Here is a 17284-nt window from a genome sequence, read left to right as displayed (position 1 = left end):
AGTGTTGTCTCGCGAAAGTTACGGTGGGGGTGTGGAATGTTTGGACGACGAATGTTTCTGATGTCGGGCATTGGGCTGTCGACTGCTTTGACGGCATCGCGCCTCACCGGAGGATTTGCGCACGCCGAGGCACTGCCACGATCCCCACTCGTGCGGCCCAACGCCGAGCAATGGGATATGACCTCCAAGATCACCGGTCGGACCTACCGCATCTATGTCGCCAAGCCAGTGGCGGCGCAGGAAGCCCCGCCCAGCGAAGGCTATCCGGTCATCTATCTCACCGACGGGGACTTTAACTTCAATACCGCCGCCGACGCGGTGATGATGCAAAGTATCGGCCGGGAAGCGAAGCCGGCGTATGTCGTCGGCATCGGTTACGGCAAGGATTGGCAAACGGCTTCGCGCACGCGGTGTGCGGACCTGACTCCATTCCCGCCCGATGCCGCGACTCTTGCTTCGCTGGAGGCTTCGCCTCTGACCAAGGGCGCGAGTTATGGCGAGGCTGCGGGTTTCCATCGCTTTCTGACCGAAGAGCTGCGGCCGCAGATCGATGCTACCTACTCCACCAACCGTCGCGACAACGTCCTGTGGGGCCACTCCTTCGGCGGCCTGTTTGCGCTATACGTCCTGTTCAATCATCCAGATGCCTATCAGACCTATCTGATCAACAGCCCGTCGATCAACTGGGGCAACGGTGCGATCCTGAAGCAGGAGGCCAAACTCAAAGATGCTCTGGCGGCCGGAAAGGCCGCACCTCGCGTGCTGCTCATTGCGGGAGAATATGAGGAGAAGCTGGCCGATCATGTAAAGCTGTACCCGGGTGTCACGCGGGAGCAGATGCAAGCGATGCTGACGTCCTTTGGAATGGTCACCAATGCGCTGGCCTTGGCTGACCGCCTGAAGGCGATGAAAGCTCCCGCCGGTTTTCAGGTCGAGGCCGTCATCTTCCCGTCCGAGACTCATTTGAGCGTCGTTCCAACGGCAATCAGTCGCGGCCTGCGCTTCGCTCTGCCGCTGGAGTAACTCGATCATGATTACGGTGCTGCAGAATGCGCGCGTGTTCGACGGCGTCTCGGAGGCCTATCACGAGGGTGCCAGCGTCGTGATCGAAGGCGAGCGCATCCGCGAAGTGTCCGATCGCCCCGCCAAGTTCTCCGATGCGCGCGTCATCGATTGCGGCGGGCGCGTGCTGATGCCGGGCATGATCGATGCGCACTTTCACGCATACACGCCCACCTTCGATATCCTCGACACGGACCGGATGCCGCAGGCGTTCCTGGTGTGTCACGCCGCCAAGATTCTCGAAGGTTCGCTTCGCCGCGGATTCACTACAGTGCGAGATGCCGGCGGCGGCAATGTAGGGCTGCGAATGGCCATCGATGCCGGATTGATCAAGGGGCCGCGCTTTTTCTTTTCCGGAAAAGCGATCTCGCAAACGGGCGGCCATGGTGACATGCGCCCTGGCACGGAGGTCGAGCCGTGCTCTTGTGGCAGGTACACCGGCTCGCTCTCGCAGGTCGCGGACGGACCCGATGAAGTACGCAAGGCCGTGCGCGAAGAGCTGCGGATGGGGGCGACCCAGGTGAAGCTGTTTGTTTCGGGCGGCGTAGTCTCGCCGACGGACCCGATCTGGATGCCGCAATTCACCGACGAGGAAATTCGCACGGCCGTGTACGAAGCCTCGACCCGCCGCACTTACGTCATGGCTCACTGTCACACCGACGAGGGTGCCAGACGTTGCGTTGAGAACGGGATTCGTTCGATCGAGCACGGCACGCACATCACCGATGCAACGGCAAAGTTGATTGCGAGCAAAGGCGCGTTCGTGGTGCCAACGCTTTCGGTGGTGGATGTCCTGCGCAAGCACGCTCCCGAATTGGGCGTGCCGCCGATGTCGATGAGTAAGATCAAAGGGCTTTATGAGCAGATGCTGGCCTCGATCGAGGCTTGCACGCGCGCGGGCGTTCAAGTCGGCCTCGGCGCGGATCTTTTGGATCACGTCTTTCATACCCTGCAGGGCGGCGAGCTTGCGTTGCGCGCGGAAGTGAATCGTCCGATCGATGTGCTCCGCTCAGCCACTTCAGTCAATGCCGCACTGTTGCAGTCGAGCGACGATCTCGGATGCATCAAGCCGGGGGCATATGCGGACATCCTGGTCTTGAATGGGGATCCGCTGCGTGATCTTGGGCTGTTCCGCAATGAGGCCGCGAATCTTCCTTTGATCATGAAGGGCGGCGCGCTGGTATGTAACTCACTTTAGCCCATCGATTGGGGCTCGGCTGCGAGGCGTCAGCGCTAACGATCGCGGGTCAGTGCGTTGAGCTGCGTGGCCACGAATTGCATGTGGCCGCTCGCGAGGACTCGTGCGTTGTCGACGTCGCGAGCCAGAATGGCGGCGGCCAATGCGCGGTGTTGATTGCGCAACTGCTGCGCCGTCGGGGATTCCGGCTCGAGTCCGGCCAGGCTGAGTTGCACGTGTTCATGCAGCAGCTTCAGCAGTGACGACATCAAATAAGAGAACAGCGGATTATGAGTGGCGTCGGCGATGGCGCGATGAAACTCCACATCGCTGCGAATCTGTTCTTCCCGTTGATTCCCCGAGTAGGCCGCGTCGACCGCGGCGAGGGCATCGGTGAGACGCCTGCGATCCTGCTGATCGTAACGTTTGGCCGCAAGCTCCGCGGCGCGGCTCTCCACCATCGAGCGGAACTCGACCAGGTCGGCCTGCAGCCCTGGATGCTGCTGTGACATGTCGACCCAGATCTGCGCCATGCGATGTTCGGACCGATCCACCGCATACGTGCCGTCGCCTTGCCGGCGCGTCAACATGCCGCGAGAGATCAGGATCGCGATGGCCTCGCGAACGGTCGAGCGGGACACGCCCAGCTCGAGCGCCAGGGTTCGCTCCGACGGGATGCGCTGAGCGGGCGTGAAGGTGCCGCCGAGGACGGCGCGCTCCAGATGGCGAATGACTTGTTGAACCTGGGTTTTCATGACGTTACGGCTGGGCGCGTGACTGGTCGGACCAATGTGCCCGGGGCACGCCCGGGCCTCAGAATGCGTCCGCCCCAAGCCACCCACTGCTCTATGAGTCCGTCCATTAAAGCCGCGCCGGCGTCTCGCCCACAAGTCTATTTCTTCGCGACGTGCGTGATCGACCTGTTCTATCCCGACGCGGGCATGGATGCCATCGCGGTGCTGGAGCACGCCGGCTTCGAGGTCCTGTTCCCCGAAAGCCAGACGTGTTGCGGCCAGCCGGCCTACACCAGCGGCTTCCCGGAAGAGGCACGCGAAGTGATGAGAGCGCAGCTGACGTTGTTTCCAGCGCCGCTACCCATCGTCGTGCCGTCCGGCTCCTGCATGGGCATGATGCGGCATCATTGGCCGCATCTGTGTGGCGAGGACGCCGCCTTGCGCAGCCGGGTGTCCGACATCTCCGCGCGCGTCGTCGAGTTCACCGACTTCATCGCGGACCGGATCGATCTCAGCAAGCTCAAGAGGAAATCGCAGCAAGTTTGTCTGCATACGTCCTGCAGCGCGCGTCGAGAGACTGGCGCGCTGTCGAGCGGCCGCAAGGTGCTCGCGGGCTTGCCGGGCGTGACTTTGCTTATCCAGGATCACGAGTCCGAGTGTTGCGGCTTCGGTGGCACATTCTCCGTGAAGCATCCGGAAATCTCCGCGGCGATGGCGAACGACAAAGTCGCCGCGCTCACCGCGAGCGGCTGTGATTCCTTCGTCAGCGCCGATTGCGGCTGCTTGCTCAATCTCAACACCACGCTGGAAAAACGCGGCATGCCGCTCCGAGGTCGGCATGTGGCGAGCTTGTTGCGCGACAGGCTCCCCGACGACGGAGTCATCCTGTGAAAGATGCATCCATCGATACCGCGCGTCGCGCAATCTTTTCCCGGCTGCGTTCGGCCATGCCTGCCGAGCAGGTTGGGCCACCGAACCTCGATGGCTACTACGCCCAGTCATTCACTGCGTCGACGGCGGATCGGGTCGCGCAATTTGTGGAGCGGGCGCGTGGGTGGCAGGCAGAAGTGATCGAAACGACGCTCGCAGACTGGCCGGTCGCGCTGTTATCGGTGCTGGAGGTCAAGGGCGTGAAACGGTTGCTGGCGGGACGGGATACCGAGCTGAGCACCTCGTTGGCCTCGACCGTCGGTGCCGAATGTTTATGCTGGTACGACGAATCGCTCGACCGCTTCAAAGCGACGCTGTTCGCTGAGATGGACGCGGGCATCACGACCACGCGAGGCGGCATCGTCGAAACCGGCAGCCTGATCCTCTGGCCGAACGGCAATGAGCCGCGAACGCTGTCGCTGGTTCCGCCATTGCATATCGCGGTCGTGCATGTCGATCAGCTGCACGACACGCTGTACTCCGCCATACTCGCTCAGCGCTGGTCCGAGGGCCTGCCGACGAATGCGCTGCTGGTCACGGGTCCCTCGAAGACCGCGGATATTCAGCGCCTGCTGGTGTATGGCGCGCACGGGCCGAAGCAACTGACGATTCTGTTGATCCGGAGCGAGGAGCAGGCATGAGTCATCCTCATCCGGTCGCCGATCCGCTGGCGTTCAAAGCCAACGCGAAACAAACATTGGCCGACGCCGCCCTGCGCCAGAGTTTTCGGGGCGCGATGGATTATCTGACCGACAAGCGCGCGGCGCAGTTTCCGGATCGGCCGGCGTTCGAGCGGCTGCGGGCCTTGGGTGAGAACATTCGCAAGCACGCGCTGGCGCGCTTGCCAGAGCTCTTGGAACAGTTGGAGACACGGCTCGCCGCGAACGGCGTGATCGTGCATTGGGCGGAAGATCCCGCGCAGGCCAACCAGATCTTTCTGCACATCGCCCGTCGCCACGACGCGCGGCGCATGGTCAAAGGCAAGTCGATGGTCAGCGAGGAGATCGAGCTGAACCATCGCATGGCCGAGCACGACATCGCCTGTGTCGAGACCGACATGGGCGAATACATCCTGCAGCTCGACGGCGACCGGCCCAGTCACATCATCATGCCGGCCATTCACAAGACCAAGGCGGATGTCTCGCGAATTTTCGCCGAGCATTTGCCACACGAGCCGTACACGGAAGACGTGTCCGAGCTGATCGCGATCGGACGCCGCGCGCTGCGCGACGAATTCCGGAATGCGAAGATCGGCGTCTCCGGTGTCAACTTTCTGGTGGCGCAGACCGGCTCGCTGGTGCTGGTCGAAAATGAAGGCAACGGCCGGCTCGCCACCAGCGTGCCCGACGTCCACATCGCGATCACGGGCATCGAGAAAGTGATCGAGCGTCTCGAGCACGTGGCGCCGTTGTTCACGTTGTTGACGCGTTCCGCGACCGGGCAGGCGGTCACGACCTATCTCAATATCATCAGCGGACCGCGACGTCCCGGAGAGAAGGACGGGCCGAAGGAAGTGCATCTCATCCTGCTCGATAACGGCCGCGCGCAAGCTTATCGGGAGGCGAACTTCCGGGCGACGCTCCAGTGCATCCGCTGTGGAGCGTGCATGAATCATTGCCCGGTCTATGCCCGTGTCGGAGGCTTGTCGTACGGCACGACCTATCCCGGTCCCATCGGCTCCATCATCTCGCCGCATCTCATGAATCTCGCGACCACGCGAGATCTGCCCACCGCCTCGAGCCTGTGCGGAGCGTGCGGAGAGGTCTGTCCCGTTGGGATTCCGATCCCGAATCTGCTGATGCGACTTCGCGAGGCTGGCCGGCATGCCGAGCCGCCGGCCGGTCAACAACAGCGACTGAAGGGGCAGGGCACGGCGCGCAGCGGGCCCGAAGTGCTTGCTTGGAAGGCGTGGCGTGTTCTGTATTCGCACGCGGTCTTGTATCGCGCTTTTGCCTGGATGGCGTCGCGCCTGAGAGCGTTCACGCCGCGCCGACAAGCCGGTTGGACCCACTCTCGCAGTCCACTGCGCCCGGCACGACGCTCGTTGCGGGAACAATGGTCGAAACGAGCCGCGGTCCGGCGCTAAGATGTCCGGAGGCCGGCGTCATTCGATCGGCCAGGCCGGGCGCGAAAGGGGGGAAGATGACGACTGTTCAGCACCATGTCGATAGAATCCTGCGAGTGGTCCATGCGCACGAGCCGCTCGCCACGCTCGACGCCAATACCAGCCTGATCCATCGCTCCTGGCGCCGTTGCGCAACCGAGCACGCGCTCGATCCCGGCCTGCGCCCCGATGTGCGCATCGAGACATCGAGCCGACTGCGCGAATGCCTCCAACAGAACGAAGAGCATCTGCACGTGGCTCGCGCGGGTATGGAGCAGTTGTACAAGCACGTCTCGGCGCTGGGTTATGTGTTGTTATTGACCGACGCTGACGGCGTCACCATCGACTACATCGGCAACGACACCTGGGATCAGTCGCTGAAGCGCGCCGGCCTCGCGCTCGGTGCGAACTGGAACGAGATCCATGCCGGCACGAACGGCATCGGCACCTGCATCGCGGAGCAAGCGACGCTGACCTGTCATCGCGAGGACCACTACTATGTCGGCCACGTCGGGCTGAGCTGCACCAGCACGCCGCTGTTCGACCCGCTCGGTGGCTTCATGGGCGCGCTGGACGTATCGGTGCTGTCGTCGCCGGATGTCCGTGAGAGCCAGCATCTGATCAGGCATTTGACGCGGCTGTACGGGCGCATGATCGAAGACGCCAACTTCATGCACCAGTTCCGCGAGCACTGGATCCTGCGACTGGGCACCGCCGGCCCGCTGGTGGATGTGTGCGGCGAGCTCATGCTGGCGTTGGATCGCGACGGCAAGATCGTCGGCGCCAATGCCGACGCGCGGCGCAATCTGCGCTTGCTCGAGACGACGCACATTCCCTCGGAGATGCGAGGCAACCTGGTCGGACATCACCTGAGCGGCGTGTTCGGCTCCCGCATCGACGACATCTGGCGGCTGACCAAGGGCACGGCCAGCGATGAGCGAATCATCGTGACCACCTGGGAAGGGCAGGGCTATCACGCGGCGATGATCGCGCCGAAGGCCGCCCCGTCGCGCTATCGGACGGTCGAGAGCGGTGCGCAGCCGAATCCACGTCGCGAGCAGATTCTGCAGCGGCTCGCCGGCGAAGATCATCGCATGCAACAGCTGTTGGACCGTGCCGCGCGGCTGGTGGACAAGCCGGTCAACATTCTGATTCAGGGCGAGACCGGCACCGGCAAGGAAGTGCTGGCGCGGGCGCTTCACGATTCCAGTCGTCGTGCCGATCAGCCGTTCATCGCCGTCAACTGTGCGGCCATTCCCGAGTCGCTCATCGAAAGCGAGCTGTTCGGCTACATGCCCGGCACGTTCACTGGGGCGCGTAGCAAGGGGATGAAGGGCCTGATCCAGCGCGCCGACGGCGGAACGTTGTTCCTCGATGAGATTGGCGACATGCCATTGCAACTGCAGACGCGCCTGCTGCGCACGCTGTCGGAGCGGGAGATCCTGCCGCTGGGTGCGGACCGGCCAGTACATGTGAATTTGCATGTCATCGCCGCGTCTCACCGCGATCTGCGGCGGCAGATCGGCGCGGGTACGTTTCGAGAGGATCTGTATTACCGCCTGTGCGGAGCGACGCTGGCGCTGCCGGCGCTACGCGAGCGCACCGACAAGGAATTTCTGATCACGCGCATCCTGCGCGCCGAAGCCAGCACCATGCAGACCGAAGCGTCGATCAGCGATGCGGCGTTGGCCTTGCTGTTGCGACATGAATGGCCTGGCAATGTGCGCGAGATGCGCAATGTGCTGTGTTTTGCGCTGTCGCTCGCGGAGGGCGAGCCGATCGAGATCCGGCATCTGCCGCAGGAGATCGTGGATCTCGCGTCTTCGGGGTCGGAGCCTGCTGCCGCTCTGGCATTGCCGGCGCCAGTGCGGGCGGCGTCGTTGGAATCAGCGGCGGCTGATTCGGCGAATGAATTGCTCGAAGCGCTGCGTCGTCATCACTGGAACATCACCGAGACCGCCAAGGAGCTCGGGCTGTGCCGCGCCACCATCTATCGCCGCATGAAGCGGCACGACATCGTTCCTCCCACGCAGTTCAGCTGATCCTCGGCGCCGAGGTGCGACAAGTGTCGCACCTCAACTGCGACACTTGTTTATTTCGCGTGTTTCATTGCTTCATCCCGCCGCGACGGGCGCGGCGGCCAGGATTTTCCTGAAACACGGAATGTTTCCTAACGATCAAGCACATAGCTGAGCTCTCAGCGCTGCCCGACGAGCCTGGCACGGCTCTTGCGATTCCCCTCGCGACTGATGGGAAAACGCGGTCTTCAGATCCGCGGTCCCGCCGGCAAACAAACATCCGAATCAGGGGGAGCTCATGACTCATCGTTACTCCGCGCTGTTGCGCCTGTCGTTCGTGTCGCTGCTGGGAGTGGGGGCGCACGCGCAAGCGCAGACCACGTTCGATGTGATCGGTCCGCGCGAGTACGAGCTTCCGGTCGATTTCGAGCCGTTCAACGTCTTCGTGCAGTACGCGACGGTTCAAGACAACGCCCGCGCCTACAACGACGACGGCGATCGCGTGGCTGGCTCCGGCAGCAAGGCAACCACCGGCATGTCGAAATACGTGCGCTTCTGGTCGCCGGAGTCGAATCGAAACATCGGCGTGGCTTGGGAAGTGATCGTGCCCACCGTGGCCATTCGCGATCGCTCGGCGCCCGAGGGCGATCGTCACATCAGCGGCATCGGCGATACGCTCACCGGCTTCGCGATCTGGTATCGGCCGCGCTCGCACATCACGCTGGGCTTCCAGTCGTTCCTGCAGATTCCGATCGGCACCGAGCGCGTCAGCGACACCAACTGGAAGAACCTGTCCAGCCTGTTCTGGGACTGGCGTCTCGGCGACAAATTCGGCTGGACCGGCGATGCCGGCTTCGTCTGGCAGGGCGAGCGCACCAGCGGCGTGCAACCCGGCCTGACCTGGCACAGCAATCATCGCTTCGCGTATCGCGCGACCAAGCGTCTCGAACCGTTCATCGCGCTGGACAACGAGCACACCCGCGCCAACGACGGTTTGCCCGAGGCCTGGGCGCTCGACGGTGGCGTCGGCCTGATGATCCACACCTTCGACAACCAATCCATCTCGTTGCGCTATTCGACCTCGCTCGACGGTCGCAATCACAGCGTCAACGACAGCTTCAATCTCAAGTACGCCTACGTCTGGTAAGCAACGAGGAGTTTCCATGACCCAGCTCTACAAGAACTTCATCGACGGCGCGTTCGCGGCCGATGCGACGGGGCTCGTAGATGTTTTCAATCCGGCCACCGGCGCCTTGCTGGCGCAGGTGCCCGACAGCGACGAGTCGATCGTCGCCCGAGCCGTCGAAGCGGCGCGCCGAGCGCAGCCGTCGTGGGGCAGGCTCGCTCCGATCGAGCGCGCCGGCTACCTCCGCAAGATCTCCGCGAAGGTGCGTGAGCGTCGCACTGAGTTGGCGAAGATCATCGTCGCCGAGCAGGGCAAGACGCAGCAGCTCGCGCAAGTCGAAGTCGACTTCACCGCCGACTACATCGATTACATGGCCGAATGGGCGCGGCGCCTGGAAGGCGAGGTGCTGACCAGCGACCGGAGCAATGAAAACATCTTCCTGTTCCGCAAGCCGATCGGCGTCGTCGCCGGCATCCTGCCGTGGAATTTTCCGTTCTTCCTGATCGCTCGCAAGCTGGCGCCGGCGCTGATCACCGGCAACACCATCGTGATCAAGCCGAGCGAGGAGACGCCGATCAACGCGTTCGAGTTCGCGAAGCTGGTCGCGGGCACCGATCTGCCGAAGGGCGTGTTCAACCTGGTCGGCGGCCGCGGCCGGTCGACGGGCGAAGCTCTGTGCGCGAATCCCAATGTCGATCTCATCACTTTCACCGGCAGCGTCGCGACCGGCAGCCGGATCATGCAGACGGCGGGCCGCAATCTCACGCGCGTCAACCTCGAGCTCGGCGGCAAGGCGCCGGCCATCGTGCTCGCCGACGCGGATCTGGATCTCGCGGCGAAGGCCATCTACGACTCGCGCGTGATCAATACGGGACAAGTCTGTAATTGCGCAGAGCGTGTCTACGTCGAGCGTGGTGCGCACGAAGCGTTGGTCGATCGTCTCGCGCAACACTTCAAGGCCACGCGCTACGGCGATCCGTCGGTGCGCGACGATCTGCACATGGGCCCGCTGGTCAATCAGATCGGACTCGACAAAGTGTCCGCGCTGGTCGAGCAGGCCAAGCGCGATGGCGCGACCATCATCACTGGCGGCAAGCGCGCCGACCTCGAAGGCTTTCACTACGAGCCGACGCTGATCGTCGATGCGCGTGCCGACATGGACATCATGCGCAAGGAAATCTTCGGCCCGGTGCTGCCCATCCAGGTGGTCGAGGATCTCGATGAAGCCATCGCGTTGTCGAACGACTCTGAGTACGGGCTCACGTCGTCCATCTTCACCAGCAACATCAACTCGGCGATTCACGCAGCTCGCGAGCTGAACTTCGGCGAGACCTACATCAATCGCGAACATTTCGAGGCCATGCAGGGCTTCCATGCCGGCCGCCGCAAGTCGGGGATCGGCGGCGCCGACGGCAAGCATGGGCTGTACGAGTTCACCGAGACGCACGTCGTCTACCTGCAAACGCCGTGAGCACGGTAAGGGGGATTAATGGATCAACGCAGTCATAGTTGTCAGTGCAAGTGCTGCGGCGAGCAGCCTGATTCGGGCCGACGCTCGATGCTCACCGGTGCGTTGGCGCTGGCCATCGCCTCGAGTATGCCCAGTGGTCCGGCACGAGCCGAGCGCAGCCCGAAGCCGGAGCCGGGCGATCGGCTCGCGTTCATGCTGGGCGAACGCGCGCAACAAGAGATCAAGCCGGCAGACATCGAGATCGGCAAGGAGCCGACGCTCGCTTATCCGTTGGATGTCGCGAGCGGCAAGGCGCTGATCTCGCGAGTGAGTCTGCTCGTCGTCACTCGGCTCAAGCCCGAGGACTTGCTGCCGTCGAGCAAGCCGAATGCCGCCGACGGCATCGTCGCCTTTTCGGCGATCTGCACTCACTACGGTTGTCCCGTGACCACGTTGCATCCGAGCCAGAGCCAGCTCGTCTGCAACTGTCACGGATCGGTGTTCAACGCGGCGGACAGGGGCGCCGTTACCGCGGGGCCGGCCACGCGCCGGTTGTCGATGCTGCCGCTCGTCATCAGGGACGGCGTGCTGGAGGTGGCAGGCAGGCTCGATGGCCCGATCGGCCCGCCGACGTGACTCAACGCCGGCGCTCACGAAGTAGAAAACATCAACGATCGATCAGGAGACTCGCATGAAGAAATATTTGCAGCTGGCCGGGCTTGCGGCGGCCGTCGCCGCTGGCGTGTGTTCGGCCGCCGACTACAAACCGGTCACCGATGCGCGGCTCGCCAACCCGGAGCCCGAGAACTGGTTGCTGACCAAGGGTAACTACGCCGGCTGGAGCTACACGCCGCTGGAACAAATCACCCCGCAGAACGTGAGCAAGCTGCGCCCGGTGTGGTCGGCGGCGACCAATGTCGGTTCCGGTCACGAAGCGCCAGCCATCGTCAACGGCGACTACATGTTCGTCTCGACGCCACGCAATCAGGTGCTCGCTTTCGATTCCAAGACCGGCCGTGTGCTGTGGCGTTATCAACGCGAGATGCCGGAGGGCTTCGGCGCGCTGCATATGACGAACCGCGGCGTGGCGTTGTGGGGCGACAAGGTCTACATCGCCAGCATCGATTGCATGATCAGCGCGCTCGACGCCAAGACCGGCAAGCTGGTGTGGGAAGCCGAAGTCTGCAACTGGCAGACCGACAGTGCCTACATCACCTCCGCGCCGTTGGTCGTGAAGGGCAAAGTGATCGTCGGTCCGTCCGGCGGCGAGTTCGGCGTGCGCGGTTTCTTGAAGGCCTTCGATGCCCAGACCGGCAAGCTCGCGTGGACGCGCTATAGCGTGCCGGCGCCGGGCGAGCCGGGCTCGGAAACCTGGCCGCAGCAAGGACAGTGGAAGGATTCGTGGAAGAACGGCGGCGGCACCATGTGGATGCCGGGCAACTACGATGCGAAGAACGACGTGATCTATTGGGGCGTCGGCAACGGAGCGCCCTGGCTCGGCGATCAACGGCCCGGCGATAACTTGTTTCTCACCTCGGTGCTGTCCTTGAATCCGGACAACGGCAACATCATCAGTCATTTCCAGTACCACTGGAACGACTCGTGGGACTGGGCCGGCATGAACGCGCCGACCCTGGTCGAGTTCGATCGCAACGGTAAGAAAGTGCCGGGCCTGATCAGCGCGCAACGTAACGGCAACTTGTATTGGCTGGACCGCGACGCCAAGGGCAAGATCACGTATCAGAAGTCCACGCCGTATGTGAAGAACACGGTGTTCACGAGCATCGATCCCAAAACCGGTCGGCCGACGTACGACGAAGCGGCGAAGCCTGCCACCAATAAGACCGCGACTTACTGTCCGAGTCTATGGGGCGGCAAGGACTGGCCCTACGAAGCGTACAACCCCAAGACCGGCCTGCTGTACATCCCGTTCAACGACAATCATTGCATGACGTTGACGGGCATGATCCAGCCGCGCATTCCGGGTCAGTGGTCCGCGGGCGTGGACATCAACAAGCTCGATCTGAAAGTCGCCGACAACTTCCCCTTCATCGGCGGCATCCAGGCCTGGAGCGTCGATGGCGGCAAGGAAGTCTGGCGCCAGACTTATAAACATTCGTGGAACTGGGGCTCCATCCTCACGACCGCGAGCGGCGTGCTGTTCGCCGGCGGCACTAACGATCGCAAGTTCCGCGCCTACGATGCGAAGAGCGGCAAGCTGTTGTGGGAGTTCCCGACGCCGTCGGGAATCATCTCGCCGCCGAGCAGCTTCTCGATCGACGGCAAGCAGTACATCGCCGTGGTGTCCGGCTGGGGCGTCGACGCGCAATGGATCCAGGGCAAAATGCACGACCAGGCCGGCTGGGAGAAGGCCGTGCCCGAGGGCGGCTCGGTGTGGGTGTTCGCACTGGGTGACTGAGTCGACTACTGACGACCCTTCGGAGCCCGCGGCGACGTCGCCGCGGGCTCCTTTTTTCCTCAAGCGAGATCATAGGCCGGGAAGCCGTCGTGATAGCCTTCACCCAATCGGAATATAGAAGGCGGAGCTATTCGATCCACAGGAGATAGTGAGCCCGTTCGCAGCCGCGCTCGATTTTCTCGCGTGTGACCTCCCCACCGGAGGCGGCAAGGTCACACTCAATTCGACCAGCGGCCGCGTGCGAGACCTCGAGGCCGCCACGAGAACAAACAAAGGCACCCGGAGAGACTTGCGGCCAGGTTTTTGAGCGTTTCATTGCACATTGCGCGATGTACTCCCGATTGGCCGCGATTGCTGCCGCTCATACCAAAAGGATGAAAACCTATAACAACGTGGTGAGCGCCTGACGATGTGCTTTCGATTTTGCGTATAAGGATCACCCGGAGAAGCACAACCCAGCCTCGGGCTTGACGACGTTTCGGATCCAGAAGAAAGATCGTCCGCCCATCGATCCGTTTACGATCCAGGAAGGAGAAATCATCATCGCGGCCTCGCATGAGGAATTTGGCCTGGCCCATGGCAACTACGAGGAATTTCGTTTCTTCACAGGGTTACGACAGTCCGAGCAGATCGCTTTGACCGCGCTTTAGATCTGTTGATGCGTCAGCTCAAGCTGCGAGAGGCGTTATTCGAAGCAGGGAAGATCAGCCACGATCTCGTGTTCTTCGATGAGGCCAGCGCACCGATCATCAACCTGTCCTATCCATACCGGCGCTGGGGATACGTGCTGGAGTCGCGGAAGGTGCGCTACCGGGAGCCGTATAACGCTCGCCACTCATGCATCAGCTGGCGCCTTCCCGGGGCGCCCCTCGGTTCGGCGGATTCGAGGGGATTTGTCCCCTCAATCCCGGGAATTTGCCACCAAACTGAAGGTGGCGAAAACAAAAGAAAAATTGGTGGAGGCGGCGACCCTCCAAAATGCGCAAATCGCGCGAGATTTGCGCGGAATCAGAGCTAGAGCCTGATCTAAGTTCCCCCCCGGAAATACCCCCGCTTTTGACTGCCTGCTGCCGTGAGCGGCCGCCGCCGGTGCGTCAACACCGGCGACGGCCTGACCACAACCGCACAACCGAGGTGCAGTCATGGCTACGGGTGATTCTATCCGGTCGCCGCTGGTTGCCTATGCGCCGCCCATTGTGGGGCGGCGGGGCGGGCCGGCATGAGCGACCAAGAGGATTCGGTAAGAGAGCGTCTCAACGGTCAGGTTCGGCGTCTGCAGAAGGCTGCCGCCGTCCTGGCGTGTATCCAATACGTCGCAGAGTACGAGGAGGAATTCAAATTTAGCTTGGCCGACGCGGTCAGCGTCGTGGTGGAGATGATCGACGACGTGACGGATGCGGTGAGCTTCATCGCGTCTGAGGCCGCAGACATAGAGGTGCGGCCATGATCAAGCAAGAAAGCCGCGCCTACTTCAAAGCGCTCGGTGCTCGGGTCACGGCGATGCGAAAGGCGCGCGGCATGACGCAAGCTGAGTTGGCGAGAGCTATAGGCGTCTCTCAGCAGGCCGTGTTTGCATACGAAGTCGGTGAACGACGGATATCCGTGCTCGTGCTTTCCAAGCTGGCGAAGATATTCGCGGTCTCGGTCGAGGAAATGGTCGGCCTGTCCAAGCCGGTACGTCTTCCCAAGGGGCGACTGTCTCCGCGTTGTGTACGGCACGCGGGGCGGTTGCAGGCGCTGACGAAGACGCAACAGCGCTTTGTCATTCGGATAATCGACGTACTCGAAGACAGCAACAGCCGTCGCTCAGGGGGTGCCAGATGAGCGGCGGCGCGAATAGGCCCATCACTGATGAGCTGGTCTGCCTGAAGCAAGCAGTTGATCTGCTCAAGGTCGCGGAAGACTTGGTGCAACCGGAGAACATCGAGCGATTTCCGGGCGCCATCGCTTCCGTCATCAGATCGGCTCGAACACTCGTCGAAGCGGTTCTGGAAGCGCTTACCGCGTACTTCGCCGCGCAAGGCGGTGCTGAATGATGACCGCGGCAATCGTGAGGCGCATTGAAATGGGGGAGGGGTAAGGGGCCGCATCGAAGCCGGTCAACAACCGGGCGGCCTCAGATGCACGTCTGAGGCCGTTCCTGCTGCCCCAGAAAAGGGAAAGGGGCCAACCCGAAGGTTTAGCCCCTTTTTCCGCCGTCCGCAGCCCGGCGGGGAGATGCGGCGATTATAAGGGCCAACCTCCAAATTACTATCCATCGGCAAGCAAACATCCATCATGAAGATGCACAACCCGCCCCATCCCGGAAGCGTCCTGCGGGACACCGTGCTCCGAGAAATGACCGTGACCGAATTCGCCAAGCGGCTCAGCGTGTCTCGCGTCGCGCTTTCTCGCGTGGGAAACGGCCGCGCGGCTGTGAGCGCGGAACTGGCGATCCGACTTGCCGCAGCGCTGGGCGGCTCTGCGGAGACGTGGATGCATATGCAGGTGGCCTACGATCTCTGGCATGCGCAGAAGAGGAAGCGTCCGAAGATCCGGCCTATCGAGTTGGGGCAAGTCGCATAGGGAGGGCGGCAGCCTGGATCGCGACCTTGCGCCGATCTACGGCGTGAAGACCCCGCGACGACGCCGAACGTTCAAGATCGCAAATTGCGATCTTAAAGATTGGTGGGGGCTACAACGTGAAGCATCTGCCGTATGCCTTCACAGAACACGGAGCCATTCAGGCCGCCAATGTTCTCAACTCACAGCGCGCGGTAGGGCCTTGCCGCAGCCGGACCAGGAGGTTTTCCAGGGGAGAGAGTCGGTGGTCCACGGGCGCGGGCAGCGTTCGAGCGCCGCACCTGCGCAAAGGTTAGCGACCGGAATCGTCAATCGCTGCCGCGCGGCCTTCGGCGGAACTCAGCAGGCACAAAGCGCGCGGACTCACGATGAAAGTTTGCAGATCGCTAGCCGCTGGCGCATTCTCGACCTCGACGATTATTCCCTGACGACGAGGGCATCGTCGTAACCCCGCCTGCGTTTGCAGGCAACCCCAAAGCAGCTTTAGACCAGGCAGAGCTGCGCAGCCGATAAAGTTGTGGTCATGACTCATCACTCAGGCGCTGACGCCTTCCTTCTCCAATCCGCTGTCCAGCGGTCGTCTCCTGCGGCAACTATTCTTATAACAACGTAACTACACAAAGCTGCGCCAACAGCAGCATTCCTCCAGGCGTGCGTCACTGTCTTCGGCGACGCCGAGAAAGTGACGCACACGGCTCACTGCCGCAACCTACTGTCACCGCAACGCATTTTCGCCGATGCGAGAAAGTGGCACCGCGTCTGCAACGGACGCAATCAACCATAGCTTCGCAATGAAGCTCCTTTCGTCGATGTCAGCTACCGCGAGCGGCCCGCCAAGGGCAGCCTCGATCTCACGCTCATGCGTGAGCAGCAGCACATGCCACCGGCACGTGCTGCTGTGAGGCCACGAAACTCACCAGACCGGACTAGCACATCCGGCTGCTCGCGATGGATCAAGGCAGGAAATGTTTCCTGCCGGGATTGCCCGGATGTGCAGATCGTAGTGACGAGGTAGGAGAGTGATGAGTAAGAAAACTGAGTTGCAGGCGGATCTTCAGAGGATCAACTATCTATTGGGTCGCTCGCATAAGACGCAGGAGTCGCGAAGCGGAACATTCCGAACGTTCGCCAGGGTCATGCGGGAAACGAACTTCGGGATTCACTGCGCGGCGCAGATTGGCGGCAAGCATTTACAGGCGTTCGTGGAACGTCGGCTCGCGAGCGGCATTGCAAGCCGAACGATCGACAAAGAGATGGGCCATCTGCGTGCAGTACTGAGGCACATCGGTAAGCAAGGACTGGCGGACAATCCCGCTTATAGCAATCGAGCGCTCGGGATTGCCCAGGGAAGCCGCAAAGGCACCAAAGAGCCTTTGTCGGACGCCGAGATTCGGGCGTTTCAGGAGCGCGCGGAGCGATTGGGCAGGCCGGACATGGGCGCAATTCTGGAGATGCAAAGAGCACTCGGGCTTCGCGAACTCGAAGCCATCCGTGCCGGCCGGAGCGATACGCTTCTCCGCTTGCACCGCGAGCTTACCGAGCGAGGCTGTGCGAGCGTGATGGAGGGCACCAAAGGCGGACGCATGCGCCAAGTACATCCTGCTGTTGATGGCTGTTAAAAACCGCCTGTTTCTGGCGATAGCGCGCACTTCTCTGCGCTGATCGTTCCCACCTGATCTCAACGAAGCGGAAGAAGCACGGC

At 62.3% G+C, this 17284-nt stretch carries 17 protein-coding genes; 16 read left to right on the top strand and 1 reads right to left on the bottom strand.

What is annotated here, in order from left to right:
• Nucleotides 1-51: 51 nt before the first annotated feature.
• Together ACFPN2_RS22915 and ACFPN2_RS22910 are read left to right on the top strand one after the other, a co-directional pair.
• On the top strand, nt 52-1023 hold the full coding sequence (locus tag ACFPN2_RS22915; RefSeq protein WP_380600944.1) for an alpha/beta hydrolase: 972 nt from the start codon (nt 52-54) through the stop codon (nt 1021-1023).
• Between the two features lie 7 nt (nt 1024-1030).
• Nucleotides 1031-2260 (top strand): metal-dependent hydrolase family protein, encoded by a 1230-nt coding sequence (locus tag ACFPN2_RS22910; RefSeq protein WP_380600943.1) that lies wholly within the window; start codon nt 1031-1033, stop codon nt 2258-2260.
• 35 nt (nt 2261-2295) lie between these two features.
• Here ACFPN2_RS22910 and ACFPN2_RS22905 read toward each other — a convergent pair whose 3' ends face one another.
• Nucleotides 2296-2994 (bottom strand): FadR/GntR family transcriptional regulator, encoded by a 699-nt coding sequence (locus ACFPN2_RS22905; RefSeq protein WP_380600941.1) that lies wholly within the window; start codon nt 2992-2994, stop codon nt 2296-2298.
• A 93-nt stretch (nt 2995-3087) separates the two neighbouring features.
• Between ACFPN2_RS22905 and ACFPN2_RS22900 the strand changes: the two genes are divergently transcribed.
• The 14 genes from ACFPN2_RS22900 (at nt 3088) to ACFPN2_RS22835 (ending at nt 17201) form a co-directional block, all read left to right on the top strand.
• A complete protein-coding gene (locus ACFPN2_RS22900; RefSeq protein ID WP_380600939.1) occupies nt 3088-3864 on the top strand; it encodes a (Fe-S)-binding protein in 777 nt (258 codons plus the stop codon).
• A complete protein-coding gene (locus ACFPN2_RS22895) occupies nt 3861-4544 on the top strand; it encodes a LutC/YkgG family protein (protein ID WP_380600938.1) in 684 nt (227 codons plus the stop codon). Before ACFPN2_RS22900 ends, ACFPN2_RS22895 begins: the two co-directional genes overlap by 4 nt.
• Complete coding sequence (locus tag ACFPN2_RS22890) at nt 4541-5989, top strand: LutB/LldF family L-lactate oxidation iron-sulfur protein (RefSeq protein WP_380600936.1); 1449 nt, start codon at nt 4541-4543, stop codon at nt 5987-5989. Before ACFPN2_RS22895 ends, ACFPN2_RS22890 begins: the two co-directional genes overlap by 4 nt.
• Before the next feature lie 56 nt (nt 5990-6045).
• Nucleotides 6046-8049 carry a sigma-54-dependent Fis family transcriptional regulator gene (locus ACFPN2_RS22885; RefSeq protein WP_380600934.1) on the top strand — a complete coding sequence of 668 codons (2004 nt, stop codon included), beginning with the start codon at nt 6046-6048 and terminating at the stop codon, nt 8047-8049.
• A gap of 274 nt (nt 8050-8323) precedes the next feature.
• Nucleotides 8324-9172: a transporter gene (locus ACFPN2_RS22880; protein WP_380600932.1), complete on the top strand. Its 849-nt coding sequence runs from the start codon at nt 8324-8326 to the stop codon at nt 9170-9172.
• 16 nt (nt 9173-9188) lie between these two features.
• Nucleotides 9189-10622 (top strand): aldehyde dehydrogenase, encoded by a 1434-nt coding sequence (gene aldA, locus ACFPN2_RS22875; RefSeq protein ID WP_380600930.1) that lies wholly within the window; start codon nt 9189-9191, stop codon nt 10620-10622.
• A gap of 18 nt (nt 10623-10640) precedes the next feature.
• Nucleotides 10641-11237 carry a QcrA and Rieske domain-containing protein gene (locus tag ACFPN2_RS22870; protein WP_380600928.1) on the top strand — a complete coding sequence of 199 codons (597 nt, stop codon included), beginning with the start codon at nt 10641-10643 and terminating at the stop codon, nt 11235-11237.
• Between the two features lie 55 nt (nt 11238-11292).
• The gene (locus ACFPN2_RS22865; protein WP_380600926.1) at nt 11293-13020 is read left to right on the top strand and encodes a PQQ-dependent dehydrogenase, methanol/ethanol family; all 1728 of its coding nucleotides are present in this window, start codon (nt 11293-11295) and stop codon (nt 13018-13020) included.
• A gap of 467 nt (nt 13021-13487) precedes the next feature.
• Nucleotides 13488-13670, top strand: coding sequence for a hypothetical protein (locus ACFPN2_RS22860; protein WP_380600924.1), 183 nt, complete (start codon nt 13488-13490; stop codon nt 13668-13670).
• Between the two features lie 569 nt (nt 13671-14239).
• Nucleotides 14240-14467, top strand: coding sequence for a hypothetical protein (locus ACFPN2_RS22855; protein WP_380600922.1), 228 nt, complete (start codon nt 14240-14242; stop codon nt 14465-14467).
• On the top strand, nt 14464-14844 hold the full coding sequence (locus ACFPN2_RS22850; protein ID WP_380600920.1) for a helix-turn-helix transcriptional regulator: 381 nt from the start codon (nt 14464-14466) through the stop codon (nt 14842-14844). Before ACFPN2_RS22855 ends, ACFPN2_RS22850 begins: the two co-directional genes overlap by 4 nt.
• Nucleotides 14841-15056: a hypothetical protein gene (locus ACFPN2_RS22845; RefSeq protein WP_380600918.1), complete on the top strand. Its 216-nt coding sequence runs from the start codon at nt 14841-14843 to the stop codon at nt 15054-15056. The genes ACFPN2_RS22850 and ACFPN2_RS22845 overlap by 4 nt, the downstream gene beginning before the upstream one ends.
• 241 nt (nt 15057-15297) lie before the next feature.
• Entirely contained in the window at nt 15298-15585 is a 288-nt protein-coding gene (locus tag ACFPN2_RS22840; protein WP_380600917.1) for a HigA family addiction module antitoxin, read from the top strand.
• A 1019-nt stretch (nt 15586-16604) separates the two neighbouring features.
• Complete coding sequence (locus ACFPN2_RS22835; RefSeq protein WP_380600915.1) at nt 16605-17201, top strand: phage integrase N-terminal domain-containing protein; 597 nt, start codon at nt 16605-16607, stop codon at nt 17199-17201.
• The last annotated feature ends 83 nt before the right edge of the window (nt 17202-17284 follow it).

Source organism: Steroidobacter flavus (assembly GCF_042651805.1).
In the GTDB taxonomy this organism is placed as follows: Bacteria; Pseudomonadota; Gammaproteobacteria; order Steroidobacterales; family Steroidobacteraceae; genus Steroidobacter; species Steroidobacter flavus.
This window is presented reverse-complemented; position numbering and strand designations above follow the sequence as displayed.